The 26,474-nt window shown below is 44.7% G+C and carries 29 protein-coding genes, 1 tRNA gene and 1 other annotated feature; of the genes, 21 read left to right on the top strand and 9 right to left on the bottom strand.

The features are described 5' to 3' along the window. Nucleotides 1–55: 55 nt before the first annotated feature. The 4 genes from G9G57_RS17050 (at nucleotide 56) to G9G57_RS17035 (ending at nucleotide 1,880) form a co-directional block, all read left to right on the top strand. On the top strand, nucleotides 56–628 hold the full coding sequence (locus G9G57_RS17050) for a xanthine phosphoribosyltransferase (RefSeq protein ID WP_016819754.1): 573 nt from the start codon (nucleotides 56–58) through the stop codon (nucleotides 626–628). 101 nt (nucleotides 629–729) lie between these two features. After that, the gene (locus G9G57_RS17045) at nucleotides 730–1,074 is read left to right on the top strand and encodes a hypothetical protein (protein ID WP_013370520.1); all 345 of its coding nucleotides are present in this window, start codon (nucleotides 730–732) and stop codon (nucleotides 1,072–1,074) included. A 139-nt stretch (nucleotides 1,075–1,213) separates the two neighbouring features. Continuing rightward, complete coding sequence (locus G9G57_RS17040) at nucleotides 1,214–1,435, top strand: hypothetical protein (protein ID WP_016819755.1); 222 nt, start codon at nucleotides 1,214–1,216, stop codon at nucleotides 1,433–1,435. 115 nt (nucleotides 1,436–1,550) lie between these two features. Then, entirely contained in the window at nucleotides 1,551–1,880 is a 330-nt protein-coding gene (locus G9G57_RS17035; RefSeq protein WP_016819756.1) for a carboxymuconolactone decarboxylase family protein, read from the top strand. A gap of 135 nt (nucleotides 1,881–2,015) precedes the next feature. Here G9G57_RS17035 and G9G57_RS17030 read toward each other — a convergent pair whose 3' ends face one another. After that, nucleotides 2,016–2,552, bottom strand: a complete 537-nt coding sequence (locus tag G9G57_RS17030) for a hypothetical protein (protein ID WP_019686921.1) — start codon at nucleotides 2,550–2,552, stop codon at nucleotides 2,016–2,018. Nucleotides 2,553–2,774: 222 nt separating this feature from the next. Here G9G57_RS17030 and G9G57_RS17025 point away from each other — a divergent pair. The 3 genes from G9G57_RS17025 (at nucleotide 2,775) to G9G57_RS17015 (ending at nucleotide 4,647) form a co-directional block, all read left to right on the top strand. Beyond that, nucleotides 2,775–2,859 (top strand) — tRNA-Leu (locus G9G57_RS17025). A 211-nt stretch (nucleotides 2,860–3,070) separates the two neighbouring features. Further along, nucleotides 3,071–3,583 (top strand): peptide-methionine (S)-S-oxide reductase MsrA, encoded by a 513-nt coding sequence (gene msrA, locus G9G57_RS17020; protein WP_117289707.1) that lies wholly within the window; start codon nucleotides 3,071–3,073, stop codon nucleotides 3,581–3,583. Between the two features lie 128 nt (nucleotides 3,584–3,711). Further along, nucleotides 3,712–4,647 carry a divergent polysaccharide deacetylase family protein gene (locus G9G57_RS17015; protein WP_117289705.1) on the top strand — a complete coding sequence of 312 codons (936 nt, stop codon included), beginning with the start codon at nucleotides 3,712–3,714 and terminating at the stop codon, nucleotides 4,645–4,647. Here the strand turns inward: G9G57_RS17015 and G9G57_RS17010 are convergent. Next, a complete protein-coding gene (locus tag G9G57_RS17010; protein ID WP_117289703.1) occupies nucleotides 4,622–5,377 on the bottom strand; it encodes an N-acetylmuramoyl-L-alanine amidase in 756 nt (251 codons plus the stop codon). The two genes, G9G57_RS17015 and G9G57_RS17010, sit on opposite strands and share 26 nt — an antisense overlap. A gap of 286 nt (nucleotides 5,378–5,663) precedes the next feature. On the opposite strand from G9G57_RS17010, the gene G9G57_RS17005 reads away from it, so the two are divergent. Beyond that, entirely contained in the window at nucleotides 5,664–5,855 is a 192-nt protein-coding gene (locus tag G9G57_RS17005; protein WP_016819149.1) for a YqzE family protein, read from the top strand. A gap of 102 nt (nucleotides 5,856–5,957) precedes the next feature. On the opposite strand, the gene G9G57_RS17000 is transcribed toward G9G57_RS17005, so the two are convergent. From G9G57_RS17000 to G9G57_RS16985, 4 genes are all read right to left on the bottom strand, one after another. After that, a complete protein-coding gene (locus G9G57_RS17000; RefSeq protein WP_117289701.1) occupies nucleotides 5,958–7,019 on the bottom strand; it encodes a hypothetical protein in 1,062 nt (353 codons plus the stop codon). Nucleotides 7,020–7,277: 258 nt separating this feature from the next. Beyond that, nucleotides 7,278–8,228 (bottom strand): YqhG family protein, encoded by a 951-nt coding sequence (locus G9G57_RS16995; RefSeq protein WP_117289699.1) that lies wholly within the window; start codon nucleotides 8,226–8,228, stop codon nucleotides 7,278–7,280. Nucleotides 8,229–8,230: 2 nt separating this feature from the next. Continuing rightward, nucleotides 8,231–10,123 (bottom strand): DEAD/DEAH box helicase, encoded by a 1,893-nt coding sequence (locus G9G57_RS16990; protein ID WP_102997840.1) that lies wholly within the window; start codon nucleotides 10,121–10,123, stop codon nucleotides 8,231–8,233. A 135-nt stretch (nucleotides 10,124–10,258) separates the two neighbouring features. Beyond that, entirely contained in the window at nucleotides 10,259–11,098 is an 840-nt protein-coding gene (locus G9G57_RS16985) for a helix-turn-helix transcriptional regulator (protein WP_107734300.1), read from the bottom strand. A gap of 164 nt (nucleotides 11,099–11,262) precedes the next feature. Between G9G57_RS16985 and fabF the strand changes: the two genes are divergently transcribed. The 4 genes from fabF (at nucleotide 11,263) to G9G57_RS16965 (ending at nucleotide 14,974) form a co-directional block, all read left to right on the top strand. Continuing rightward, on the top strand, nucleotides 11,263–12,501 hold the full coding sequence (gene fabF, locus G9G57_RS16980; protein WP_164965287.1) for a beta-ketoacyl-ACP synthase II: 1,239 nt from the start codon (nucleotides 11,263–11,265) through the stop codon (nucleotides 12,499–12,501). Between the two features lie 121 nt (nucleotides 12,502–12,622). Continuing rightward, the gene (locus G9G57_RS16975) at nucleotides 12,623–13,147 is read left to right on the top strand and encodes a GNAT family N-acetyltransferase (protein ID WP_238799311.1); all 525 of its coding nucleotides are present in this window, start codon (nucleotides 12,623–12,625) and stop codon (nucleotides 13,145–13,147) included. Nucleotides 13,148–13,167: 20 nt separating this feature from the next. Then, entirely contained in the window at nucleotides 13,168–14,121 is a 954-nt protein-coding gene (locus G9G57_RS16970) for a helix-turn-helix transcriptional regulator (RefSeq protein WP_164965286.1), read from the top strand. Between the two features lie 112 nt (nucleotides 14,122–14,233). After that, nucleotides 14,234–14,974, top strand: coding sequence for a zinc ribbon domain-containing protein (locus G9G57_RS16965; RefSeq protein WP_017425816.1), 741 nt, complete (start codon nucleotides 14,234–14,236; stop codon nucleotides 14,972–14,974). A gap of 86 nt (nucleotides 14,975–15,060) precedes the next feature. Here the strand turns inward: G9G57_RS16965 and G9G57_RS16960 are convergent, their stop codons facing one another. Then, on the bottom strand, nucleotides 15,061–16,296 hold the full coding sequence (locus G9G57_RS16960; RefSeq protein ID WP_164965285.1) for an MFS transporter: 1,236 nt from the start codon (nucleotides 16,294–16,296) through the stop codon (nucleotides 15,061–15,063). A 195-nt stretch (nucleotides 16,297–16,491) separates the two neighbouring features. Between G9G57_RS16960 and G9G57_RS16955 the strand changes: the two genes are divergently transcribed. The 4 genes from G9G57_RS16955 to G9G57_RS16940 all read left to right on the top strand — a co-directional run bounded on the left by G9G57_RS16955 (nucleotide 16,492) and on the right by G9G57_RS16940 (nucleotide 18,636). Next, entirely contained in the window at nucleotides 16,492–17,079 is a 588-nt protein-coding gene (locus tag G9G57_RS16955; protein WP_164965284.1) for a TetR/AcrR family transcriptional regulator, read from the top strand. Between the two features lie 22 nt (nucleotides 17,080–17,101). Then, nucleotides 17,102–17,461 (top strand): hypothetical protein, encoded by a 360-nt coding sequence (locus G9G57_RS16950; RefSeq protein ID WP_164965283.1) that lies wholly within the window; start codon nucleotides 17,102–17,104, stop codon nucleotides 17,459–17,461. Between the two features lie 65 nt (nucleotides 17,462–17,526). After that, nucleotides 17,527–18,063 (top strand): O-acetyl-ADP-ribose deacetylase, encoded by a 537-nt coding sequence (locus tag G9G57_RS16945; RefSeq protein ID WP_164965282.1) that lies wholly within the window; start codon nucleotides 17,527–17,529, stop codon nucleotides 18,061–18,063. Nucleotides 18,064–18,162: 99 nt separating this feature from the next. Then, on the top strand, nucleotides 18,163–18,636 hold the full coding sequence (locus G9G57_RS16940; RefSeq protein ID WP_016819162.1) for an NUDIX hydrolase: 474 nt from the start codon (nucleotides 18,163–18,165) through the stop codon (nucleotides 18,634–18,636). Between the two features lie 47 nt (nucleotides 18,637–18,683). On the opposite strand, the gene G9G57_RS16935 is transcribed toward G9G57_RS16940, so the two are convergent. Next, nucleotides 18,684–19,868, bottom strand: a complete 1,185-nt coding sequence (locus G9G57_RS16935) for an aminotransferase class I/II-fold pyridoxal phosphate-dependent enzyme (RefSeq protein ID WP_039277073.1) — start codon at nucleotides 19,866–19,868, stop codon at nucleotides 18,684–18,686. A 42-nt stretch (nucleotides 19,869–19,910) separates the two neighbouring features. Further along, nucleotides 19,911–20,149 (bottom strand) — a binding site (T-box leader). 190 nt (nucleotides 20,150–20,339) lie between these two features. On the opposite strand from G9G57_RS16935, the gene G9G57_RS16930 reads away from it, so the two are divergent. Then, complete coding sequence (locus tag G9G57_RS16930; RefSeq protein WP_025364594.1) at nucleotides 20,340–20,948, top strand: DUF1349 domain-containing protein; 609 nt, start codon at nucleotides 20,340–20,342, stop codon at nucleotides 20,946–20,948. 91 nt (nucleotides 20,949–21,039) lie between these two features. Next, complete coding sequence (locus G9G57_RS16925) at nucleotides 21,040–21,741, top strand: DUF1361 domain-containing protein (RefSeq protein ID WP_164965281.1); 702 nt, start codon at nucleotides 21,040–21,042, stop codon at nucleotides 21,739–21,741. A gap of 60 nt (nucleotides 21,742–21,801) precedes the next feature. Here G9G57_RS16925 and G9G57_RS16920 read toward each other — a convergent pair whose 3' ends face one another. Continuing rightward, entirely contained in the window at nucleotides 21,802–22,731 is a 930-nt protein-coding gene (locus G9G57_RS16920) for an ArsR/SmtB family transcription factor (RefSeq protein ID WP_017425808.1), read from the bottom strand. 510 nt (nucleotides 22,732–23,241) lie between these two features. On the opposite strand from G9G57_RS16920, the gene G9G57_RS16915 reads away from it, so the two are divergent. The 3 genes from G9G57_RS16915 to G9G57_RS16905 all read left to right on the top strand — a co-directional run bounded on the left by G9G57_RS16915 (nucleotide 23,242) and on the right by G9G57_RS16905 (nucleotide 26,438). Continuing rightward, nucleotides 23,242–24,585 (top strand): ABC transporter substrate-binding protein, encoded by a 1,344-nt coding sequence (locus tag G9G57_RS16915; protein ID WP_017425807.1) that lies wholly within the window; start codon nucleotides 23,242–23,244, stop codon nucleotides 24,583–24,585. 92 nt (nucleotides 24,586–24,677) lie between these two features. Beyond that, nucleotides 24,678–25,568 (top strand): carbohydrate ABC transporter permease, encoded by an 891-nt coding sequence (locus G9G57_RS16910; protein WP_164965280.1) that lies wholly within the window; start codon nucleotides 24,678–24,680, stop codon nucleotides 25,566–25,568. Between the two features lie 27 nt (nucleotides 25,569–25,595). Further along, nucleotides 25,596–26,438 carry a carbohydrate ABC transporter permease gene (locus tag G9G57_RS16905; protein ID WP_019686936.1) on the top strand — a complete coding sequence of 281 codons (843 nt, stop codon included), beginning with the start codon at nucleotides 25,596–25,598 and terminating at the stop codon, nucleotides 26,436–26,438. The last annotated feature ends 36 nt before the right edge of the window (nucleotides 26,439–26,474 follow it).

The raw sequence follows: 26,474 nt of genomic DNA, 5'->3' as shown, positions 1-26,474 counted from the left end.
CGACGGGTGAAGTATGGTACTTTTACCGCATAGGAATGCCGTGGGAGGTCATGGAATGGAAGTATTAAAGAAACGAATTTTAAATGAAGGTGTGATTGCGTCAGATCAGGTACTAAAGCTGGATGGATTGCTCAATCACCAGGTTGATCCAGAGCTGACAATGGAAATGGGACGAGAGTTCGCAGCCCGTTTTCGGGAAGAGAAGATCACCAGAGTAGTGACCGTGGAATCCTCAGGCATTGCCATCGGGTTTGCGACAGCGTTGGAGTTGGGTGTACCGTTGGTATTTGCTCGTCGTAAAAAGACTTTATTAGCTGATCCAGATGCGCTGTGTGAGCGTGTACCTTCGTTTACAAAAGGGATTGTCACAGATATTATGTTGTCTCGTCAATTTATTCATGAGCATGATCGTGTCTTGTTCATTGATGATATTATCGCTAATGGCGATGCGGCACGAGGCATGGTTAAAATTATTCAACGCTCCGGAGCGGAGTTGGTTGGATTCGGGGTTGCGGTTGAAAAAATGTTTCAGGCCGGAGCGAGAACCATTCGTGAGCAGGGCATTCGTGTAGAATCATTGGTTAAAATTTCGTCATTGGCTGACGGTAAGATAGAGTTTGCTGAATAGTAACAATTCGAAGCTTCGGATCCTTATTTCTAATAATAACCTTTGCATGAGCATCAATTTCGCTTATAATATATATAAGGTTTGGGAGAGGAGGCAGCAACATGGGGAATGAACAATTGACCGAACAGTTTTTTCTGGAAAAACTGGCAGCGGCTAAAGTGCATTTTGAACGCGCCTTGGATTGTAAGCATACGGAATTCGACGATTTGTATCCCTATATGATTGAACATCCTCAGTTTTTTTGGTATAAACGCTATGTGGCCTGGTCTGAGTTGCTGACATTGGTTAACCTATGCGAAGAATTGTCTTTCTCTTGGAAAGAAGAATTTACTGCTCACCAAGTGGAGTATGTAGAACAGCGAGTGTTGTCTGCACAAGTGCTGGACTTCTGGTACGAGAAGAACGATACAAAAGAACATGATCACAGTGTAAATCAGTCGGGATAATTTGTTGCTCTGTTGGCAATCCATATAAGTAGTAAGCGGAAAGAGACCTAAATGATTCGTTTAGGTCTCTTTTTAAACTTTTTCATGCTATAAAATTATGGCCGTTGTGTTGAAAAAAATGGATAAGGAGGGGACATGAATGATAATGGACGAAGAATTGGATGCTTATCGACTTTCTGGTGAAAAGGTACGCGTCGTACGCGATGGATTGGAGTCCAACGATGTGGTTGGCATTGTACTGGCATGGGATGATGAACAGGTGCTTATTCGCCGCCAGAATCGACGTGTGGTCAAGTTGGATCGCAGCTATACATATCAGCCGTTCAGCGAGCCGCGACACAATCCGATAGATCTGGATTAAGAAACGAGTTCCCAATGGGGATTGGCTAAAAAACGGGTGTTTCATTAGGCATACAGAAACTCTAAATCGGACACAGTAATAAAGGAAAACTCAACAGAGAGGGCGTGCTGTGTCAATGACGGTTATGGACGAAAAAGTACATGCATACAAGGATCAAATCAGCCATTTGGAAGATAAGTTGCCCGAGGTAGTTCATGCCTATCATCGCTTTACCGGAGAATGCTTTCAAGCCGGCAGTTTAGATGAAAAAACCAAGCAACTGATTGCGCTAGGTATTGGCTTATTTGCGAACAATGAGGTGTGTACGTTTTATCATGTGAATGAGGCGCGCTCCAAAGGAGCCAGTGATCAGGAGATTATGGAGACCGTTGCTGTAGCTGCTGCAGTTGGTGGAGGACATGCTCTAAGTCAAGGGGTTACCCGTGTACAGAAGGCGTTACATTAAAGCGAATCATTCATACAGATAATTTATAATCGTAATAGCGGACATAGATTGATCTCAACAAATGATGGTTATGAAAAGAAGCTTCCGAGCACAGTTAGTGCCTGCGGAAGCTTCTTTTTGCGTGTAGTGCGGGGATTATGCTCTTTTACTTGCAGCAAAAGCAGCAGGGCGAGGGGATTTATGCTTGTAGGCAGAAGAGGATGCAACCCAACTTCGCCCAACAACGCGTAGGGGTTTGGGGGTTGAGTTATTGGGTAATTCGGGGCGATATTTCTCTGGTAAAGGTAGAGCTGCCGTATGAGGCAAAGAGGTAGGGAGTCCCAAATAAGCTCGCATTCGTTCATACATTTCTTTGCGGAATGCGGACATAGGCATACGGAACTGTTCTTTGACGCCTTTATATATATAGGTGGCGTGAACGCCGGAGTGGTTTTGTTGGATGTCTAGAACACGAATGTGATACTTCTTAAATTCATGTTTGATTTCAGATAGCAGGATTCCGGTACGATCTATTCCTGCGTTAACCATTTCGACATAAAGATCAGGGGTTTTCAGCACGCCGCTTTCCTCAAGAATTAGGCTGTCACGCTCAAATACTTTTTGAATAAAGGTAAGGAGCAGATAACTTTTCACAAGAGAGCATGGATGCTGAGTAGTATCCGAAGAGATCATTACCATTCACCGCCTTAGGGAAATGTGATGATAATTCATAGTCATCGAAGTGAAAGAACATAAGTTAATAGGAACCTATGTTCTTATATTATCGTATTATTCCTTTTTTATCAAGAATAAATAAAGAAAAATAAAAGGTTTGACAACTTTATTTGAGCATGGTATGATCTATCTTGTCGCTAAGAAAGATTGATTCTTTTGAAATAGACGACAAATATATATGCGGTCGTGGCGGAATTGGCAGACGCGCACGGTTCAGGTCCGTGTGGGCTAACCCCCCGTGGAGGTTCGAGTCCTCTCGACCGCATCCATTTAGAAAAGGTTTATAGAATTGCTCTCGTAGCAGTTTTATAAGCCTTTTCTTATGTTTCGGAGTTATTGCAGATTTCCCAGGAAGGACAATGTAAGGACTTGAATTTTATTCAAGTCCTTGAGCAATTCTTTTATAAGTTCAATTTTTAAGATATGATAGAAAGTAACACGTTTTATGATGAAGCTATTGAAAGGTTGGATGGAAGATGGAGAAAGCAACTTTTGCAGGTGGGTGCTTCTGGTGTATGGTGACTCCGTTTGAGGAGCAGCCGGGGATTCATAGTATTGTCTCAGGCTATACTGGAGGGGTGATTTCCGATCCGACCTACGAACAGGTTAAAACAGGAACAACAGGGCACTATGAGGTGGTGCAGATTACGTTTGATCCTGAGCTGTTTCCTTATGAAAAGCTACTTGAATTGTATTGGCCGCAAACAGATCCTACCGACGGAGAAGGTCAATTTCAGGACCGAGGCACACAATATAAACCTGCCATTTTTTATCATACGGAGCAGCAACGTGAGCTTGCACAGCAATCCAAGGAACAGTTGGTACAAAGCGGACGCTTTGATAAGCCAATTGTAACGGAGATTCTTCCGGCTTCGATTTTTTATCCGGCAGAGGATTATCATCAGGATTATCACAAGAAGAATGTGAAACATTATAAGGAAGATCGAGCCCAATCCGGTCGTGATGAATTTATCTACAAAAACTGGTAATCAGCTTTAATATACGTTATTATGCGCACTTCAAGGCAGATCAGAGATTATATCTCAGATCTGCCTTGTACATATTTAAACGGTTTTACTCACACAATGAAGGGACAGAGAAGGAGGCTGACCCGCAAATGAGTACACGACGGAAGTTGCACCTGAGAAATATAATAAAAAAAGCCTTAAAGGCATCACGCAGCCGGAAGGATTCGTCTTATGCGCTTATACACCATGCAAGATCTAGAATGCAAATAATTGTAGTGCTTTGTATTTCAGTCTGTATGTTATTTATGATCTGTAAAACTGCTGTTGCCGAAGCAATAGACCAGCAGAACCAGCAGCAAAAAAGGGTTGCTGTCATTATTGATGATTTAGGGAACAATATGAAAGGTACCGAGGAGATTCTAAATTTACCCGTCAAAATCACCGTTGCTGTCATGCCCTTCCTGCCAACAACCAAACAGGACGCTATGGAAGCGCATAAGCGTGGTCATGATGTTACCGTCCATCTTCCAATGGAGCCCAAGCAGGGCAAGCCTGAGTGGCTTGGACCGGGAGCAATCAAGGCTAATATGACGGATGAAGAAGTACGCGCCAAGGTGACAGCAGCAATTAAGGATGTTCCTTATGCCATAGGAATGAACAACCATATGGGCTCCAAGGTCACCTCAGACAAGCGCATTATGTCCGTCGTTCTTGATGTTTGTAAGGAATATGGACTATTTTTTGTTGATAGCCGTACTAATTATTGGTCAGTGGTGCCTGAACTTGCCGCTAAAAAGGGAATGCCACCGGTGCGAAATGATGTTTTTTTGGATGATGTTCATACACTCGCTCATGTGAATCGGCAACTTAGTAAAGTGGTCGAATGGTTGGCAGAGCACGATACCTGTGTAACGATTGGACATGTCGGCGTGTCCGGCATGTATACCTCCTCAGGGCTTCATTCATCGGTCCCTAAATTAAAGGAGCATGCACAATTTGTCGGTATTAGCGATCTGGTGCGTGATGTATGGGGATGGACAGGAGACCCAGCCACGAATACTACCATGCCGTCAGATGCGCAATAATGCCTTCGGCAATAGCTTCAGCAATCCTTTTTTGACCGTGATCCCCGGAAAGCATGGCTCTGTCCTGCTCGTTGCTGATAAATCCGGTTTCCACTATTACAGCGGGATGTTGGATTTTATTCAGAAGATAAAAGGGTTTTCCATATATGGTTTGTCTATTTATGCAAAATAAGCGGTTTAATGAATGCTGAATCCGTTCAGCTAACAGATAGCTGCTGCCTTCATCCTGATACAGCACAATGGGTCCGCGTTTTTCGGCACGTTTGGTCCAATTGACATGCAGACTGACAACCAAAGAAGTAGGCAGTTGCTCTGTCAGGCTTTTACGTTGGGCGAGATCTTTAAGATGCCGCGATTTGGACTGCAACCAACGGTTATCATCACTCAGTGCGTAGTCCTTGTCCCGATTCAGGACAGCAGGGTAACCCTGGGAACGTAAGATCAAGTATAGTTTTTGAGCAATAGCAAGATTGATATCTTTTTCCAGAAGTCCTTTGTGACTTGTTCCACCATCCACACCACCATGACCTACATCTATCAGGACCACGGGTTTGGCAAAAGCGTGATAGGACCGGTTGAGCGGAGGTTCTGTATGCTTGTTTATTTCAGTGCTTTTCTCTTCAGGCTGAGTAGTTGCATAAGCAAACGGGGTAAATACAGCACTACAAAGGAGGCAAAAACTTAACCCCAGCCCGGCCAGGCATATCTTCTTTAACTTTTTATTCAACACGTTCTATTCCTCCAATGGACGAATTGATTGTTTACTGAAAACCATGCATAACAGGCGTCAAACCTAAAGTAGCGTAGCTGTCTTCAAATATAACAATAAGCCTTGAGGAAACTGTTATATTGAAGATAGTATGTTCCATTTAAGGGAAACCATGCATAGTTATCCCGCAAGGGTTAGAGCTGCTGAAAACTGTGCAAGCTAGTGGTATCTGAACCTAACGTGTAATTTGGTATTTCCAAGATACGGTGATCGGAAATGTTAGGTCAGATGAAGGAGGTTATGGAGGATGGCGAAGAGTGACGAACTGGTGACGTATATTACAGAGCGGATTGTGCGTTATATGGAAACGCCGCGCGATGTTCGACGCAGCCAAAAACAAGCCAAGGAGCCGTGGGTAAGCAAATGGTTTGGAATGTTGCCTCTCGCTCTGAAAATGTGGATAAAATCCACACGCAGAGAGCGAAGAGAGCAACGTTAAACACGCCAAAGAGACCACAAGAGGCATGGGGTATGCCATTTGAGGTCTCTTTTTATGTTGTTTAGGGATAATTTCGAATTATTTTTAATGGTCCTAAAACTACTAAGAACCCAAACGGTAAAATTCACCATGAGGCAACAGTTGTTTTAGGGGTACAAATCGGGAAAGTCCATCGTGGTAGGTCAATGCATATAAAATGGGTTCGGACGGATGATCAGGAGAAATCCAAGCTTGATACCCGCTAATGGATAAGGGGCCCCCAAAGGCAAAATTGATGCTTGTGGCTGAAAAAATCATACGCGGTGAATTACTTAGCGCGTCTATAAATTGGTCTGTGTCATGAATGGAAAGTTTTTGCTTAGGTTGAAGCCAGCCCAGATCCTCATAGGGATCGAAAGGATCAGACGAGACAGTAACTGCTTGGGCCTGAGTTTTCAAAAAAGGTATAGATGAAGAAATCGCGTTGTTCTGAAGCTTATGTTTCCAGCTCCCATCTGTTACTTCTGCAGGTAGCGGATCGCCAGTAACAGCATCAATACCTATTTGGCTACCCGTAGAGGAACGTACCTGCCAGTAGGCTAATAGAGGTTCCTCATACATAGGTGTAATTTGTAACTTGTCGATAGAAGTAAATTCGGTTTCTGTGAGCGACTTCAGGGATTGGTGAAGTATATCCATACTATAAGGTCCGCCTGGCCCATTCCCGTATTCGTTGAGTTGATAAGCGCCGTTTGAGTCTGATCCGATAATCAGGTAGCCAATGTATTCTCCAGCATGGTTCACTTGAACAAGCCAGCTATGGGTTCCAGGTCCGAGCGGATGGTAGCTGAGCTCGGCGTCTTTCCACGAAGCAAAAGGGGCTTGCGACGATAGAGATTGTACGGTATCGTTCGCTGTCCGTTTCACGTCCTCAGGCACCCCTTGCTGCTGAGTAGGAGGCTTGGACGAAACGTCACCCGGGGATGTGGAAGAAGTAGAAGGGGTCCTGGATTCCATTGGAGGAACATGGGAGCTTTCGTTGTATTTGGATGCTGAGCTTACATTGCTTTCTTGAACGGCTGAGGGAGCCGCATGAATGGAAGCGAACGGACAGATTGCGGACAGGCCGATCAGCACAGCTGCGATCATACCTACGCTATACTGCCCGGAATGATTTTTTTTCAATGGAATCCACCTTTCTGTCGGATGGCTTGCCGACGGAGGCATTCTTTTTTAACTAGCATACAGCTTGTCCGATGAAAAGACTGCTGCACTCTGTCGGCGCAAATGTCGTATCCAGGTTCGCTTTTTGCTGTCGATACATAGGGGACAAGCTTGACCACGCTTGTGGTTCCAGCAGCGGAAACTGATGTAGGCTGAAGCAAGATGTTACAACTTGACGACATGTCTGCTACTAACCTGCGAAGGAGCGTGAGATATCAGTTACCGCAGATGAAATATGCCGCAGTTAATGGCGGATACGAGTACCTTTGGCTCATATTGCCATACCATTTCTTTACGACGGGCTTGATGCTGCTCTAATACGGATTCTTTTTTATCCTCTTCCTCTTTCTGTTCCTTGATTAGATCTTCGTAGTAGTGGTCAATAACCTCTAGCTCCTCGCGCAGTCGTTCCTTCGCCTGCTCAGCCCAATCATAATCTTGCTGTCGGAGCTGTTCGGTGAGATAGCGTTCAAGCGAGGTGGAAGCCTCAGGGACAGATAGCTGCGCTGGCTGTACATGCATATTGCCTGCCAGCAGCGGGCTGAGCTGCCGGGTTTCGAGCATAGTGCCAAAATTAGCTACAATAGTGCCACTTTTGAGTGAAATACCTAGCCAATGAAGTTCCTCGCGCTTCAAATCGCAGGCAAACTCAATCTTGTAGCAGACGCTGAGCCAAGCTTCATAGACTACAGGAGAACGGGCAGACAACTGACGGGCATCCGGCTGCTCGAACAAATAAACATATTTTCCTCCATCCCGAGCAGCTTCAAAAATTTGATGCAGCCGACGGCTTCCGTATCGGAGCTCCTCCTGCATAATGCGACCAGGCCCTAATTGCGGTAACGTCGGTACATGACCGAAGTAGCGCCCCATGACCTGATCTTGTGCTGCGTTGCCAGCTACAGGAGCTGGTAGCGTCTGATCCGCTAAACGTTCCTGTTCTGTTCGATAGGCTTCCCCATCAAAGATGAATGTGAAGGACATGGTTTGCGCTGGAACGCCAGTACGCTCTACGTATCCCCAATAGTAGGGGCGATTTGTCAAGGCTTTATCTGCCTCTGGAGACAGCTTGACAGTTACATGGTGGGGAGACCTCTCAATGATGCTGCACCCAGTAGATTCCAGATAAGTGTGGACAAAACGCTGGACTTGCTGTGCATTCATAGTCAAGGCTAGCGACCCCCTTTCACACTGCGTCGAGCTTTGGTTGGAGGAACTGCATCACCTGCTAAGCCTAACAAATCCTCGGTAACACTTGAGCTTACTCCTGTTAGCCGTCCTTTAAGCTGTTTTGTTCCAGGTGACTTATCGGTTGCTACATTTGGAGAGACTGACGGGTCTGTGCGTATTTGTGCTATTTCTTGTTTGATGGAATCCAGCGAGTGGCCCAACTTTTGCATTTTTCTACGAATTTCATCATCACTACTGGACTCAAGCATGATTTTATATAAACTCTTTTCAATGGATTCTTTTTTCTCAAACTTTTCCAGAATAACGTCCAATCCGCCAATGACCATCTCAAACATATTAATCTTTTCATGCAGAAGGTGCAGGATATGCTCTTCAATCGTTCCGGTAGTGGATAGGTTGAAGATATTTACGTCATGCTTCTGTCCGAGTCGATGCACCCGTCCAATCCGCTGTTCCACGCGCATGGGATTCCACGGCAAATCGAAGTTAATCATGTGGTGACAAAATTGCAGATTAATGCCTTCACCGCCTGCTTCTGTAGCAATCATGACCTGAATGCGACCACGGAACAGATCCATCATCCAATCTTTGCGGCCCCGGTTCATACCGCCTCGGTAAGGAACGGCAGACAGTCCGCGATCCCGGAAATAGTTTAGTAAATACTCCTGTGTGGCTCGATATTCTGTAAAAATGATCACTTTTTCGTTCATCTTCCGGATGAGCTCCAGTGCTTTTTCTGCTTTGGAATTGGCCTTGATCGCTTTAATGTGTGCGACCAAGTCCCAAACACGATCACGTAGGGGAGAGTCAGGAGCCATCTTTTTGGACAAATTGACCAGCGTGACAAACACAGCGTCCCGGCTACTGCACACCTCCCGTTGAAGGGTAACGAGAGACAGCATGCTGCTTAAATTTCCGCCATTCGCCTGATATTGTTCTTTGACAAAAGAGGTCACCCCATCGTACAGCGCTTGCTCTTCTGGCGAGAGTTCCAAGTGAATGTTGGAAACATTTCGTTTAGTGAATTGAACCGGACCTTCTCCACGACGATTGCGGATCATGACTTTAGACAGCTCATCCTTGAGCTGGTCTTCATTTTTGGGCAGACGTTTATCTACAACAAAGTTGGCTGAAAAATCGCCTTGTCTTCCCAATTGACCGGGCTTGAGTAACGTGATCAGATTAAACAGCTCAGATAGATCGTTTTGTACAGGTGTGGCTGTCAGAAGCAAACAATATTTTTTACGCAACTTCATAATGAATTGGTAGTTGGATGTTTTTTTATTCTTCAGCTTATGAGCCTCGTCAATAATGAGCAGGTCATAATCGGTATCTAGCAGGATGTTACTATGTGGCTCCCGTTTGGCCGTATCCATAGAGGCCACGACGACCTCGGAAGACCAGGAATACGCTTTTTTCTGGGCGACTGCGGGAATGCCGAATTTGCTATTCAGCTCACGCACCCATTGCAGAACCAGAGAAGCGGGTACAAGAATAAGCACTTTGGAAGCCAGCCCGCGAACCAGATATTCCTTAAGGATCATTCCGGCTTCAATCGTTTTGCCTAGACCGACCTCATCGGCAAGAATGGCACGTCCAGACATCTCAAACAGTACCTTTCGAGCGGTATCGAGTTGATGGGGCAGTGGAGTGAGGTCTTGCAAATGCTGAAGACATTGAAGCTCATCAAAGCTCGGCACCAGCTTGGCCTTTTCCGCCTCGATTGCCAGCTGATACAGATCCCAATCTCCCCAAGGACCTCCCTTGTGCAGGCGTTGGTCCAGCTCGTCCTGCCAGCTGCGGTCAAATTGTATCGGAACAGGCAATGGTGCTTGGCTTTGTGTGTGCTGGGAACTTGTCGGTTTGGCTTTCATGGTGATTCCCTCCCTCCTAGTAGTAGCACCGTTGAAGCTCTTGGCTCTGTCACATATATGACATCTATTTTGCACAGATCGTAGATGTAGTATGGACGGAAAAAGATATCTTCATAACAGGAGGGATAAAATCCTTTAGCTGCCTTCCATTAACTTTTGGAGTTTACTTTCCGTAGAAGTTTGCGCATTGGGGGTGTATATGCTGCAACGCAGATCGACACTGCCTTGTACCTGAAGGGAAGTCAGGTCAAATAACATTTTGCCAGCCTTAGCATGACGAAATTCAATGAGCACTTCTGGAGCGGAGCTTACCTCACTCTGATTCCAAAGCTCGTTAAACTCTGGGTAGGCCTGACTCATGTTTTGTATAAACTGAGCATACCAGGGGTCTGTCACGTATTGCCCGTAATAAGCGCGGAATATAGCAAGAAACCCCTTTACAAAGTGTTCCCAATTCACAGCCAGACTTTTAAACTCCTTTTTGGTAAATAGCAGTTCGATCATATTGCGCTGCTCATGTGGTAGTTCAGCAAAATCCATAAAAACATGAGCAGCAGCTTCGTTCCAGCCGACAATATGGCAGCGCCGATCTGAAATAATAGCAGGACAGTAGTGCAACTCTTGTACGATCTTTTGCAAAGATGGAGAAATGATCGCTTGTTCTTCAGGAGCAGGAAGGTTATGAGACCCGGCTTCCAGCGCTAAATCGTACAAATATTTACGCTCATCCGTGTTCAACTGCAAGGTAGCAGCAATAGCATCCAGCACGGAGGCAGAGACCTTAATATCCCGACCCTGCTCCAGCCAGGTATACCAGGTTGTACTGACACCTGCTAGCTGAGCGACTTCTTCTCTGCGTAAACCTGGTGTTCTGCGACGTGATCCAGGGGGAAGACCAACCATATGCGGATGTAGGCGGGCCCTTTTTGTTTTCAGAAAAACAGATAGTGCTTCCAGACGTGCTTCCGTTTTCATTAGATATTTTCTCTCCATTCGATGAGTGTATCTGAAGTAATTAATTCAGGCGCTTACTATAGTAGTGTTCATTATACCAGGATAAACAAACACTTGTAATAGGATAAGACGAGGGTAAAATGAGGATTATAAGTAAGCCATCGAGCAGGAGGAATGAATAGCTTATGCAAAGAGTAGTGATAACAGGTATGGGTGTCGTTTCGCCATTGGGCAATGAAGTAGGCACGCTGTGGAACAATTTGCTGGAAGGCAATTCAGGTATACGTAAAATAGATTCATTTGATGTGTCCGATTTAAAAGCACAAATTGCTGGACTGGTACAGGATTTTGATGCAGAAAAGCAGTGGGGCCGTAAGGATGCCAGACGAATGGATCGATTTACCCAGTTTGCATTATATGCGGCAGAGCAAGCGCTCAAGGATTCTGGTCTGGAACTGGATCACACTGATCTGGAGCGTGTAGGTGTCTATGTGGGGTCAGGAGTCGGCGGTTTGGATTCGTTGGTAGATAATGTGGACGTGCTGTTACATCGTGGTCCGGGTAGAGTTAGCCCAACGCTGGTACCTATGATGATCTCGAATATGGCTGCTGCACAAATAAGTATCGCGTTCGGAGCGATGGGTCCTACGCTTTCACCTGTAACGGCTTGTTCTATTGGGAACACTGCAATTGGAGAGGCGTTTCGGACCATTCGTACAGGAGATGCGGATGTCATTTTTGCTGGCGGAGCTGAAGCCGCAGTGTCCCGATTGGCCTTGGCAAGCTTCGCAAATGCAACTGCCTTGTCAACACGTAACGAGGAGCCTTCGACAGCAAGCCGACCGTTTGATCAGGATCGGGACGGTTTTGTCATGAGTGAAGGAGCAGGCATCCTGGTACTAGAGTCGCTGGAGCACGCTACCCGGCGTGGGGCGGAAATCTATGGTGAGGTCATCGGTTATGGAGCGAGTTCGGATGCCTATCATATGGTTGCACCGCATCCTGAAGGAACCGGAGCTTACCTAGCAATGAAAGCGGCCCTTCATTCGGCTCGCATCTCCCCTGAAGAAGTGGACGTGATCAGTGCCCATGCAACGAGTACAGTTGTAGGGGATATCGCTGAGACCCTGGCAATCCACAAGCTATTTGGTGAATATGCCTATCAGATTCCAGTTACCGCGAATAAGTCCATGCTAGGTCATATGCTAGGAGCCGCAGGCGGTGTCGAAGCAATTGCCCTTGTTCAAAGTCTTCGGGAAGGTATCATTCCGCCAACAATGCATCTAGACAATCCCGACCCTGCTTGCGATCTGGATTATGTACCTAACGAAGCACGCAATGCTCCACTAAATATTGGGTTATCTAATTCTTTCGGCTTTGGGGGTCATAATGCGGTCATTGTGCTGAAACGCTATGAGTCATAATACGTAATGAGTTTTGAACCTCAGGTGCTCTATCCGACTGGATCTAGCATCTGAGGTTATTTTAATCTAGGCATGATAGATTCAATTTAAATAAGAGATAGAGTAAGATGGAGGAAAACATTTGGAGGGACGGGAAGCCATGATCATAATCAGGAACATAGAGCCAGCAGACGCTGAAGTATATTGGAATTTAAGACTGGAAGCCTTAAAAATGAACCCCGAAGCTTTTGGAACCTCCTACGAGGAAGCTGTACAAGTTTCGCTATCTGATGTAGTGAACCAAATACAAAATAAGAAAGACCATTACATACTTGGTGCATTTACAAAGGATCATCAGCTGGCTGGCATGATCGGATTTAGAAGAGAATACAAAATAAAGACACAGCATAAAGGAACGATTTGGGGAGTTTATGTACCACCGATTTACCGAGGTCAGGGGATCGCTAAGAAACTTTTATTGAAAGTTATCAGTCGAGGTAGAAAAGTGGAAGGATTAAAACAAATCAATCTGAGTGTGGTGGCTGCCAATCAAGCAGCTGTCGAGCTTTATAGGAAATTGGGGTTTAAAACCTATGGTATTGAAAAGAACGCTTTGGAATATCAAGGTCAGGGGTATGATGAGGAACTCATGGTTTATTTTTATTAAGGGTGAAAGGTTTTGAAAACATGAAAATTGATCGATTGCTTTCTATCGTCATTTTGCTGCTGAAAAGAAATAGAATACAAGCAAAAGAACTCGCTGATTTGTATGAGGTTTCGATCCGGACGATTTATAGAGATATTGAAGCGATTAGTCTGGCTGGTATCCCAGTAGTAACTTATCAGGGAGCAGGTGGAGGAATCGGCCTGATGGAAGGATATCGCCTGGATCGTAGTATGTTGACGGATCATGATATCAAGGACATTGTGATGGGCTTGCAGAGTTTGTCCTCGTCGTTGGGCGGTCCCAACGTATCCCGGTTACTTCATAAATTTGAAAGCATTATACCAGAGTCTGAAAAAGAGCAATTTAGTGTCCGTACCACACAGTTTATCGTCGATCATTCGGGATGGGGAAATCAGTCTGTCCAGGAAGCTAAATTAATCAAGATAAAAGAGGCAATGAGTCAAGCCCGTACGGTTGCTTTTACCTATCGAAATGCGGAAGGAGCCCGAACAGAACGGGATGTGGAACCGCATACGCTTGTGCTGAAAGGGCAACAATGGTTTGTGTATGCGTATTGTCCTGACAGGGGGCAGTTTCGGTTGTTCAAGCTTTCCCGTATGAATGAGCCTGTGGTTACAGAGACGGCTTTCACTCGCAGGGATCTTTCTAATGAAGTGCTGCCGTGGAATGAAGGGCGGATGACGGCATCCAGCGCTGTACAACCATTTACGCTACAATTTAACCGCACCTCAAGACATCTGGCGGAGGATTGGTTTGGTGTGGAAGCATTGAACGAGCAGGAGGAAGGGATTTACACGGTTTCAGTCCCGTTTCCTGAGGATGCGTGGGTGTACGGATTTATTTTAAGCCTCGGACCGGATGTGATTGTCAAAGAACCAGCCCATTTGCGAGATAAGATTTATAAGATGGCGTTGCGTATTGCGTCTAATTATGAAGAAGAACAGAAATTATAAAATAATTATTAGACTAAAGTATAACGAAACAAACCTGACCCATAGTTGTCAGGTTTGTTTCGTTATACTGGTGGCATACCAGATACGAATTGGCGAAAGGGGATTTACGAGAATGGATAAAGCTTGTCAAAGTTGCGGGATGCCACTGGAGCATGAGGGTCAATATGGGACGGATGCACAACATCATAATACAGATGAGTATTGCAAGTATTGTTACAAGGAAGGTGCATTTGTACAGCCTGACTTGACAATGGAGGGAATGATCCAGCAGTGTGTGCCGATCCTGGTAGAAGAGGGAATGCAGGCAGAAGAAGCGACTTCGATGCTGCGTAATTACCTACCAAATTTGAAAAGATGGCGGTCTGTGGAGGATACAGAGCTTCAATTTGATGGCCCCATTCGGGAAGAGTACCGAGGTGAAATTCATTTAATTGGGCTAAAAACACGCACAAATAATCAGAAGGAACAAACGTCCCACGGGATCATTCCAAACATGTGGGAACGTTTTGTAGGTGAGGATGTGGCAGGCCGGATCAGAGGTCCTCAAGGACTTGCTTCCATCTATGGTTGCTATACTGACTATGAAAATGGAGCTTTGGGCGAGTATACATTTTTTATCGGAAAGGAAGCGGCTGAGGATTTCCAAGCTCCTGACGATCTTGAAGAACTTGTAATTCCGGCTGCACGCTACGCTATTTTTCAGGCAACCCATGAACCTTCTTCTGTCTTCCGTGTATGGCAGACAATTTGGGCATGGGCCGCCACGGGACAAGGGGAGCGGACCTACACAGGTGATTTTGAAGTGTATGGCAATCCAGATGAACCTGTTTTGATTTATATTGCAATCAAGTGATGGTTTACAGTGATAGAAGAGAACCGCCTAGGCTGTTGTTGAGGCCCAGGCGGTTTTTCGTTGATCCCATCCATATGGATGTATCATCAAGTTGAACGTCGAGTCATCGCCCAAAAAATGAGAGCCAGAGCACTGACACCCGCCCCCAATAGGCAAACTCCGTTCCACCCAGCATAGGTATACATGTGAGTGGAGGTAATGGCTCCAGTGGCGCTACCGATGGAATAAAAGATCATGTAGCCTGCGGTAAGTCGGCTCCGTGCTTCAGGGCGAACGTTGAAAATCAAGCTCTGGTTAGTGACATGTACAGCCTGTACGGCCAAATCCAAAAGAATGACACCAAGAGTTAAAGCGAATAGAGAATGCTCGGTGTAGCGTATAGGTAGCCAGGACAGCAGCAATACAACTAGTGCGATACCTGTCGTTCGTTGTCCCAAGCCTTGATCAGCAAGTCGCCCTGCTTGGGCTGCTGCTAATGCTCCGGCGACTCCAGCCAGGCCGAAGGCCCCAATTGCAGTGTGTGAAAGAGACAATGGGGGAGCACTAAGAGGTAATACAAGCGAAGTCCATAATATGCTAAACGCTGTGAAAATAAGCAGCGCAAGGACAGCACGAATACGCAGAATTCGTTCTTGGACGAACAGTGCGATAACCGAGCGAAGCAACTGCGCATAGGAAAGTGTGGCGCTTGTGGGTTCGTTCTTTGGGAGTACTCGCAATAGAGTCACAGCCATAAACAGCGTAAGTATAGCAGAAATAAGGTAAACTGAACGCCAGCCTGCCAGATCAGTTAATACACCGGCAACGGTTCGTGCGAGTAAAATGCCGATAACGACTCCGCTGGTTACCAGTCCTACGACCTGCCCGCGTTCAGTCGGATGAGCCAAGGTCGAGGCGAATGCCACGAGTGTTTGAGTCACTACAGCCAGCAGCCCAACCATTGCCATGCCCATAAGCAGTATTGTACGGGTAGGGGCAGAGCTAACCAGGATTAATGCCAGCACAGACAGCAGCATCTGTCCTGTAATCAAGCGCCGCCTGTTCAAGAGATCGCCAAGCGGGACGAGTAGCAGCAGTCCTAACGCATAACAAATTTGCGTGACGGTAATAACGATACCGACCGATGAGTGTGTAATGCCAAACTCGTGCGCCAGCGCATCCAGTAATGGCTGTGCATAGTAAATGTTAGCGACAGCCAGCCCGCAGGCTATGGCAAACAAGAGCGCCACAGACCGGGATAGGACCGGAATGGGAGCTATTTCGGTAGTGCTGGCTACCGTTTGATGGGGGAGCAGTATCGCTTTTTCTTCTGACATCTTCATTTTCACATACCACGTCGCTTTCTGTGATTTACATACCGATCAGTATAATATACCGATCGGTATGTAATAATTTTAGGTCAATATAACTCTCGTCAATAAGATTTGTCAAGAGTTTAACCCGTACATATTTGACAGCCGCTTCTGAAGATCATACAATCTTAATATACTGAACGATACAAAAAGAAGGGGTTAAATATGGTTCGACCACGAGAATTTGATGAAGATCAAGCGTTGGATGCAGCGATGCAAGTTTTTTGGGAAAAGGGATTCGAGGCCACGTCTTTAAGTGATTTGACCTCCCGTATGGGAATACAACGCCCCAGCATATATGCTGCCTTTGGGGATAAAAAGCAATTATTCGAAGCTGCGCTGCGTAAATTTACGCAATCTCATGCAGCTTGTGTAAGGGCTAAACTGCAAAATAGTTCATCTGTAAAAGAAGCATTTTACAATTTTTTTGGGGGAGTGGTGGCGGAAGAGTACGAGAAGGAGTCTAACAAGGGATGTTTTTGCATCAATACAATGGTAGAGTTAGCCCCTCATGATGAGAGGTTTGAAATTTTAACCAGAGAACATCAGATGTATCTTTCTGCTGTCTTTCAGGCGACCCTCGAACGTGGTATTCAATCTGGGGAGCTTGAGGTGACTATGGATGCACGAGCTTTGGCACATACTTTAGTCTCTTTGTTAATCGGGATAACTGTGATGATGAAGTCACGCCCAGCGCGTTCTTTTGTGGATCATGCGGTTGCGACCGCACTTATGTTGCTGGATGGAAAATAATTTAGGACAGGAGAACACTTGGATGCCACACATAAAAGCTATTCAAACACCGCTTGGTGAATTGCATGGACGGGATGCGGTCTATTTGGATCAGGTTCATATGAATTATGTAAAAAAAGAGCTGGTTTTGAAGGGAGAGATTAATGGGAGTTTAGCGCCGGAAGCAGTAGACGATTTTGTACCCTATGAGCTTATATTTACAGGAGTCTACTACTTTAATATGATTGAACTGGATGTGGCTCTAGACATGTCTGAGCAGAAGTATGCGCAAGGTAGCAGTTTTGACGAGCTTACAGATACGCCATTATTAGCGACAATAGCTAGTGCACGGGGGAAAAATCTAAGACACTTTCTGTTGAAAACCTATGACGATATATTATAAATCGCTTGTAGAGACTATAAGATGACTATATAACAAAGCTGGTTTTTAGAAGAGAAGGAGAATCAATGGATACCCAAATTGAACGATTTAACGTGATCATACGTGTGGTGCAAGGGGATATTACCCGTTGTAAGGCGGATATTATCGTCAATGCAGCAAATACAAGCTTGCTGGGTGGCGGTGGTGTAGATGGTGCGATTCATAGAGCTGGTGGTCCGGCTATATTGGAGGATTGTGTCCGTATCAGAAACAAACAAGGGGGATGTCCGGTAGGAGGCGCGGTTTATACGACGGCTGGCAAGCTGGATGCCCAATATGTTGTTCATACGGTCGGCCCAGTCTGGAATGGTGGCGACCATCAGGAAGAAGAACTATTGGCGACATGCTACCGTCATACACTGCAATTGGCTCTAGAATTGAATGCAAGCAGCATTGCTTTTCCCAATATCAGCACAGGCATCTACCGATTCCCAAAAGAAAAGGCGGCCGAGATTGCTATACAGGAAGTGACATGTTTTGTACAGGAACATGCTGGGTTGAATGAGATTATTTTTGTTTGTTTTGATGCGGAAAATGCTCAGTTATATAGCCGTAAGCTATAGTCACCTAAAGATTAATTTTTTAGTATACATACTTAAGCTCCTCATTTACCTTAATCCAACGAATGAGTTGATGTAAGAGTGCTCAACTGGAGGTGTGTTATGCTGGCTAAGCTGGTAAATAAGATCCCGCGGGATTGGCTTGTATTCATGTATAAGCATACGCCGTTTACTCGATTGAAAAATGCTTTGGTGTACCGGGCACAACATAAATTTTTAATTGCTGTGCTGGGCATTTTCACGAATGAGGCCGGGGAAGTGCTGCTATTAAAGCACGTATACCGGAAGCAGCCGTGGGGGATTCCCGGCGGCTGGATGGAGCTAGAGCAGCCGGAAATTGCCCTGCGGCGCGAAGTCCGGGAAGAAACTGGGCTGGAGGTAGAGATCACCTCATTGGCGCAAGCCCAGTTTGGCCAGTTGCCGAACCGTGTGGATCTTATTTTTACAGGCCGGGTGATCCCGGGTACCTTTCGACCAAGCGCTGAAATCTCCGACATTTGTTATTGCCGCGTAGGGGAATGGCCGGAAGGTTTGCCAACACACCAGAAAAAGCTTATTCAGAAGTTGCTGAAGTAAATGTTCACCCCATGCTCATGTTCAGTCCATGTTATGGAAAATCGGGTTTACAGGCGTTTCAGGAATACGCTGATGCGTTCCAGAGCCATTTCCAACTGTTCACGCGATGACGCATACGAGCAGCGGATAAAGCCTTCGCCGCCTGGGCCAAATGCGGAACCCGGGACCGTTATAACTCCTTGTTCTTCCAGCAGTCGCTTGGCAAACTGTTCGGAGCTTAACCCTGTATGTGCAATGGAAGGAAAAGCATAGAAGGTACCGTTTGGTTCATGACATGGAAGTCCTGTCTGACATAGGCCGGCAACGAACCATTTTCGACGTTGATTGTAGGACTCCATCATACGATCTTTCTCCTCTAGCCCGTTGCGCAGGGATTCAATCGCGGCAATTTGCCCGATAATAGGAGCGCACATGGCTGTATATTGATGGATTTTCAGCATGGCTGAAATCAATTCTTTCGGACCGCATACATAGCCGACCCTCCAGCCTGTCATGGCAAATGCTTTGGAAAAGCCACTGATGAGCAGGGTGCGTTCTTTCATTCCTGGCAGAGAAGCGAAACTTACATGCTGCTGTCCATAGGTCAATTCAGCATAAATTTCGTCCGATATGACAATAAGATTATGCTCCTCAACCAGACGGGCAATGGGTAGCCAATCCTCATAGGTCATCACCCCGCCTGTCGGGTTGTTCGGATAACAGAGAATAAGCACTTTGGATCGTGGAGTCAGCTTGGATTTGAGCGCCTCAGCTGTCAGCTTAAACTGCTGGTCGGCAGACGTTTCAACCGTTACGGTATGTCCTCCGTTCAAAAACGTGATAGGCGAATACGAAATATAACAGGGTGCTGGTATGAGTATTTCATCGTGTGTTGTGATGAGGGCGCGTAGCGCCAAATCCAATGCTTCACTGCTGCCAACAGTGACCATGATTTCATCTGCCGGGTTATAGGATGTACTGAAGCTGCTCTCCAGATATCCGGCAATTTCCTCGCGAAGCTCAGGGAGACCTGCATTGGGTGTGTATGAGGTTTTACCATTTTCCAGTGCTGTGATACAGGCCTTTCTCACATGTTGAGGGGTTATAAAATCCGGTTCACCGACACCAAGCGATACGATATCTTTTCTGCCTGCACTATATTCAAAAAACCGACGGATACCTGAAGGCGGCATTTCCCGTACAGCCGGAGTCAAAAAATCAGTTATAGATACTGCTGTCGATACATTTGTCATGTTGATTCCTCCTTATTGAAAAACAAAAAAACCCGCCCCTGTAAAAGGGACGAGTTTATACCCGTGTTACCACCCTAGTTTCATTCCATAGGAAATGACACTCTGTTCACGTATCCATCAATACGTGTTCCGGTTAACGCTGGAAAGGCGGCAGAGCTTACTTCAGGTTCAGCCCGCTTCTCAGAGATGGCGTTCAGCTACCCTCGGAATGTTGGCTTTCACCTGCCCCAACTCTCTGCAAATCCGCTGTATAGCTTACTCGTTCTCGTCATTGAAATTTGTTACCGTATCAATTTAGGTGTAATTATAAGCACAACATTTCAGAATAGCAAGTCTTTTTTTATAATTCTGGAAGACAGAAGCATCATCATTGACGACTGGAAGATTACGTATATAGTGGTATCATGGGGAATTCTGCCCCAAAATTTCACTGTGTTAAGACTATATTGGCTAGAGAGGGATGGTGTCCATATGAATGTATTTGAAGGCTTTAACGAAAAGGTTTTGCCTCAAGGATGGAGGTGGATCAACGAACCAACTGTATGGAGCTTCGATGAATCCAAGGCTTTACAAGTCTCTGCACCTTCACAGGCAGATTTTTTTAGAGATCCGTCCGGCGCAGTTATCAAATCGTCCGCTCCTTTTTTGCATACCACCCTACATGGAGATTTTACAATCTGGACGAGGGTTCGTGTCGATATGAAGCAGCCCTATGATTCAGGATGTTTGATGGTGATGGCGGATGATACTCATTGGGCTAAGGTATGCTTTGAATACTTTGAGAATACCCCCTCGATCCTTAGTGTGGTCACACGGGATACATCCGATGATTGTATATCGGGGGCGATGGATGCTTCTAATCCATATTTGCGAGTAACACGAGCTGGAAATTGCTTTGCCTTTCATTATTCCTCGGATGGTCAACATTGGAAACTGGCCAGATATTTTGGCATGAATGTTCCCAGCCAGCTAAAAGTTGGGGTTGTCGCACAGTCTCCGGTAGGGGAGGGGTGTAATGTTACCTTTGATACTTTGACGATAACAGACCATGTGTTCGAGGATATACGAAACGTGGAATAAATAAAAGCCCTCTTTCTAAATGTGAAAGCGCTATAAGAGAGAACTGAAGAGACGTAAATACGCCGTTATTAGGCAGGAGGTAGATGGAAGTTTGCTGTTAAGAAGGAAGGGTTACAAGCTGCCCGGTTTGTTGGGGGTGATGCTTGTAGCTACGTTGGGCTGTTTCGGACTCATTATGTATCTACAGTCCACAAGCGGGACGAGAATATATCAATTTCTGTACTGGGATATATTCCTGGCATGGGTTCCGGTGTTTATTTCATTGTTCATGGTGGCGTTATTCAGATTGCGAAATGCAAAAGTAAGAAATATTCTATTATTTTTCGCCGCATGGGTATGGTTGTTTTTTCTGCCGAATGCTCTTTATTTAGTGACCGAACTACTACATGCATTCCGTTTGTACGATGTGAATCCTGGTACGCGTTTTTGGTTGAATACTCAATTTTGGATAATCTTATTTACGTCCTTTTCGGCCGCTGGAATTGGTCTTTTTCTTACATCCCTTTGTGTATTGATGACCCACCGTATGTTGAGGAAGATTTGTTCAGGTTGGCTTGCATGGGCTGTAGTTTTTGTGATGTTATGGCTGGCCAGCATAGGTGTGTATATAGGCAGATTTGCCCGCTGGAATAGCTGGGATGTGTTGCTGCAACCGCTGGTGCTTTTTGCGGATCTTTGGAGATGGGCAGTACATGCAGGGGAGAAGCTTCATTTGCTGTCCTTTAGCTGGCTGGTGTTTGGGATGGCAATCATCTTTTATCTATTTATTTATATCTCTTTAAGTGAAGATTAGGATTTAGGCCGAGGACATGTATTCAATGAATACAGACTTCGGCCTTTTATCTGTGGCGAATTAGGAGTTGGAGTTATCTTCTTCGTGTACATCGTAAAGCACGCGCACAAGCAAATCTTGGCCGAAATTTCCGAATCTTTTACCAAAAATAGTGAGTCCTCCTTTGTTTTGCGATTGATCAGATACGGATAAACGCAGTGTAATATCGCTTTTGTAATCAAGTCCAATATCGTCTATGGTGACTTCTGATATACGGCACCCGTCAATGAAGCTTCCATGCTGGTTGATGCGAATTAACTTCAGCATGCCGTATTGATTCAAGTGTGGGGGCCACCAATCAGGATTGAGGACCCCGGGAACAGCTCCAAAATCGCCTGGGCTCGTCCAGTGACCGATGGCAATACCATTTATATGAAAACAAATATCAGACGGATAGTCCTCACAATAACACGGTGCTTCTGATCCCAGCTCTGCGGAAAATTGAATTTCGGTAAAGGATTGATTCGCTTTTAAGTAGTTAGGAATGCGGTATTCCAGAAAGCCTTCTGCCATCCAGATCATTTCAGAGTCCAGTCGCGCGGGATCTGCAAAATAGCGTGGATCATCAAAATCGCCGATAATGCTGTCTTTGGTCACTAATCCACAAGTAGGAACCGCCTGGTAGTTACTATAATGACCAATACGAATTTCTACCTCATACACATTTTTTTGTTCTCTGCTGCGCAGATCTACCATTAGCTTTTCCTTATTTAAATAGCACATTTTTCGGGTCCCGTGTTTACCGCTTACCGTATTGATTTCCACAAGCCCGCATTCTTCCAGTTTGCGAATATGCATCGTAATGGTGCCGTTGCTCAAATTTAGCTTGCTCGCAATATCATTCATACTTTGTCCTTGAACAGCAAGTAACTCAAGAATTTGAATGCGAATTTCCGAGCCCAGTGCTTTGAAAATATCTAACCCCGACATTAAGTCCTTAATATAAATCATAGCTATAGCCCATCCTTATCTATAAAAAATGTAATGTAAGCGCTTATATTTTTACTTTGATTTATGTTAAAATAAAATCATAAAGAAGTAAACTGTTTTTCTGTAAATATTTTTTACTAAAAGAAGAAGAGAGGAAATGACGTTCTAAAATAAGGTGTTTTTTATAATATAAATCGTATTTAAGTATTTTATTTAGTATTAATTGCGAAAATATACTTAAATGCGATTTAATTTTGCTTTTTAAGTTACTCCAATCTATGTTTTATAATTATTTAAAAAGATTGAAAAATGCATTGACGAACCGTAGAATGGCGTGCTATATTTTATTTGTAAACGAATTCATTATTGATAAAGGTAAATGTTAATTATATGGTACATGAGAGGGATGATAATCACAGCGGCAATCAACAACGGGTTGTGTACCGCACAGTTAAAGATTAGGCCGAGTGGTATGAAGTTATTTTAACACTTAATGTATGCGGTTTCATTTTAATTTTAGGAGGGGTCGCGTTGACAAAGAAAAAAGGTTTTGCACTAACAATGGTTGTTCTGTTGTTGATGGTTGCTGCACTGGCAGGCTGTAGTGGAGGAAGTTCCAGTAGCGATGGAAGCAAGGAATTGACTTTCATGTTCCGTGGAGGAACGGATGAGCAGAAGGCTTATAAGGATGTTATCAAGAAATTTGAAGAAGAACATCCTGGTGTAAAGGTTAAAATGGTCGTGACGGCAGCAGACCAATATGCTACAAAGCTTAGAGCTGCAATTACAGGTAACAATCTTCCAGATATCTTTTATTTTGCCCCTGGGGATTTGAAAGCTTATGTTAACAGTGGTGTGTTGAAGGATCTGACACCTTATATTGAGAAGAGCAAGGATATAAATCTGGATAACATCTGGAAATACGGTGTGGATTTGTATCGCTATGACGGTAAAATGGCCGGTCAAGGAAATATTTACGGTATGCCGAAGGACTTGGGTCCATTCGCTTTGGGTTATAACAAAACCATGTTTGAAAAAGCAGGTGTTCCATTGCCTGACAAAGACAAACCTTATACATGGGATGAGTTCATTAAGGTTAACCAAGAGCTGACCAAAGATACTAACGGTGATGGCAAACCAGATCAATACGGAACAGGCTTTAACGTTCAGTGGGCATTGCAAGCCTTTGTATGGAGTAATGGCGCTGATTGGCTGGATGAGAGCAAAACTAAAGTAGCGATTGATGATCCAAAATTTGCGGAAGCGCTTCAGTTCTTTGCTGATATGCAAAACAAATATAAAATTACACCTGGCATTGAACAATCACAAACATTGGACACATATCAACGCTGGATGAAAGGCGAAATGGCGTTCTTCCCAGTAGGGCCTTGGGATATGAGTACATTTGAAAAACTGCCATTCGAATATGATTTGTTGCCTTTCCCAACTGGATCGACTGGCAAACCGGCAACATGGATTGGTTCTCTGGGTATCGGTGTTTCCTCTAAAACAAAATATCCGGATGAAGCTGTAGAATTGGTTAACTATCTGACCACTTCCAAAGAAGGCATGAAGCAGCTCGTGGATGCAAAGGTACAGATTCCGAATCTGCTGGATATGGCTGATGAATGGGCCAAAGATACAAAAACCAAGCCTAACAACAAACAGGAATTTATTGATATCGTAAATGACTATGGACGTTCATTACCAGGTAACTATACGTATAACGCAGAATGGTACGATATTTTCTTCACAGATATCCAACCTGTGCTGGATGGCAAAATTACGGCAGCAGATTATGTGAAGCAAGAACAACCGAAGATGCAGAAACTGCTGGATAAAGCGGTGGAGCAAGAGAAAAAATCACAGAAATAATGCGTAAATAGAGGAAAAAGGATGATGTTAGTGGCTGAATATCATGCTGCTAACATCATCTTCATTCCAAATCAGAAACAGAGGTGAGCCCTGTGATAACCAAATCTAATCTCTACCGCAAAGAGAAGATATATGGATACTTATTTATTCTTCCACCTATTCTCGGTCTGCTAATCTTTACGTTGTTCCCGTTTGTCTATTCGTTATACGGCTCTTTTACAGACTGGGACGGATTAGGACAAATGAACTTTATTGGGTTGGATAATTTTAAGGATTTATTTAGCGACGAACTCTTTTACAAATCGATGTACAATACTCTTTTCTTAATGTTGGGTATTCCAATCGGTCTTGTACTAGCTTTACTGCTGGCACTGGGACTGAATCGCAAGATTCCAGGTACGACAACATTTCGTGTGATCTATTATATTCCGGTCATTTCTTCGTTGGCTGCCGTTTCTATTATGTGGAACTGGGCCTACAACGGAGATTATGGTTTGGTGAACCAATTCCTTGAATTGTTCGGTATTAAAGGACCTAACTGGCTGATGGATAAGGATACAGTCAAACCGGCCCTGATTCTCATGACCGTATGGAAAGGTCTCGGATATACAATGTTGCTATATCTGGCTGCGCTACAAAGCGTATCTCGCTCTTATTATGAAGCAGCAGAGCTAGATGGTGCTAGCGGATTCCAGATGTTCCGCAATATTACATGGCCAATGGTGAAACCAGTAACCTTCTTCTTGGTCGTAACTAATATCATTGGTGGTTCGCAAATCTTTACTGAAATGAACATTATGACACCTACAGGGGGGCCGGAATATTCATCCGCCTCAATCGTCTTTTATATTTGGAATAAGGCATTTAAAAACCTGCAAATGGGATATGCCTCCGCGATGGCTATGATTCTCGGCATCTTCATTTTTATCGTAACTTTGATTCAATTTAAAATGAATGAAAAATCATCCTTTGATGGGGATTGATTTTCGCGGAAAGGAGTGAAGCTGGTTATGTCCCATAGTCAAAAAACGAAAGTTACCAATATCATTATCTTTATTGTACTGGCGATTGGAGCGATTGCGATGATCGCGCCGTTGCTTTGGATGTTGTCCACTTCGGTAAAAGAAAAGCAGGATGTCTTTGCACTTCCACCAGTATGGATACCAGAGGTGTTTCAGTTTGGTAAGTACAAGGAAATTTGGGAGGCAGGTCCCCTGTTAAGCGGGATTAAGAACAGTGTGATTGTGGCTGTAAGTGTCACGGTTGTGGGTACTTTCACCTCTAGTGTGGCCGCTTTTGCATTCGCAAAGCTGAGATTCCCTCATAAAAATAAACTGTTTTTGGCACTCATCGCATCCATGATGATTCCTTATCCAACAGTTATGATTCCACAATTTATGATGTTCTCCAAACTTGGCTGGGTAGATACGCTGTTGCCTCTGATCGTTCCCGGCTTGTTCGGTAATGTAGTCATGATCTTTTTCTTGCGGCAGTATTTGCTCAGTGTACCGGATGCTATTATCGAAGCTGCTAAAATTGACGGAAGCTCTTATTTCCGACTTTATTCATCGATTACGTTTCCGCTCATTAAGCCGGCAGTTGCGGCACAGCTAATTTTATGGTTTATGGGAATTTGGAACGATTACTTGGCACCGATTATTTACTTGAACTCACCAGAAACGCAGACATTGCAGCTGGTTATCGCGAATTTTAATGCGACTTACGCCATTCAGACGGACTATCCACTTATTATGGCGGCTTCCATTATAGCCTTGTTACCTGTGTTGATTATATTCCTAATCTTCCAGAAACAAATTATTGAGTCGGTTGCCATTTCTGGTGTCAAGGGTTAATTGACACTTGCACTTGGACGATTCGGATAATGATGT

This window comes from Paenibacillus sp. EKM211P, assembly GCF_011066175.1.
Classification (GTDB): Bacteria; Bacillota; Bacilli; order Paenibacillales; family Paenibacillaceae; genus Paenibacillus; species Paenibacillus polymyxa.
The sequence above is the reverse complement of the archived record's forward strand: the minus strand, read 5'-3'. Positions and strand labels throughout refer to the sequence as shown.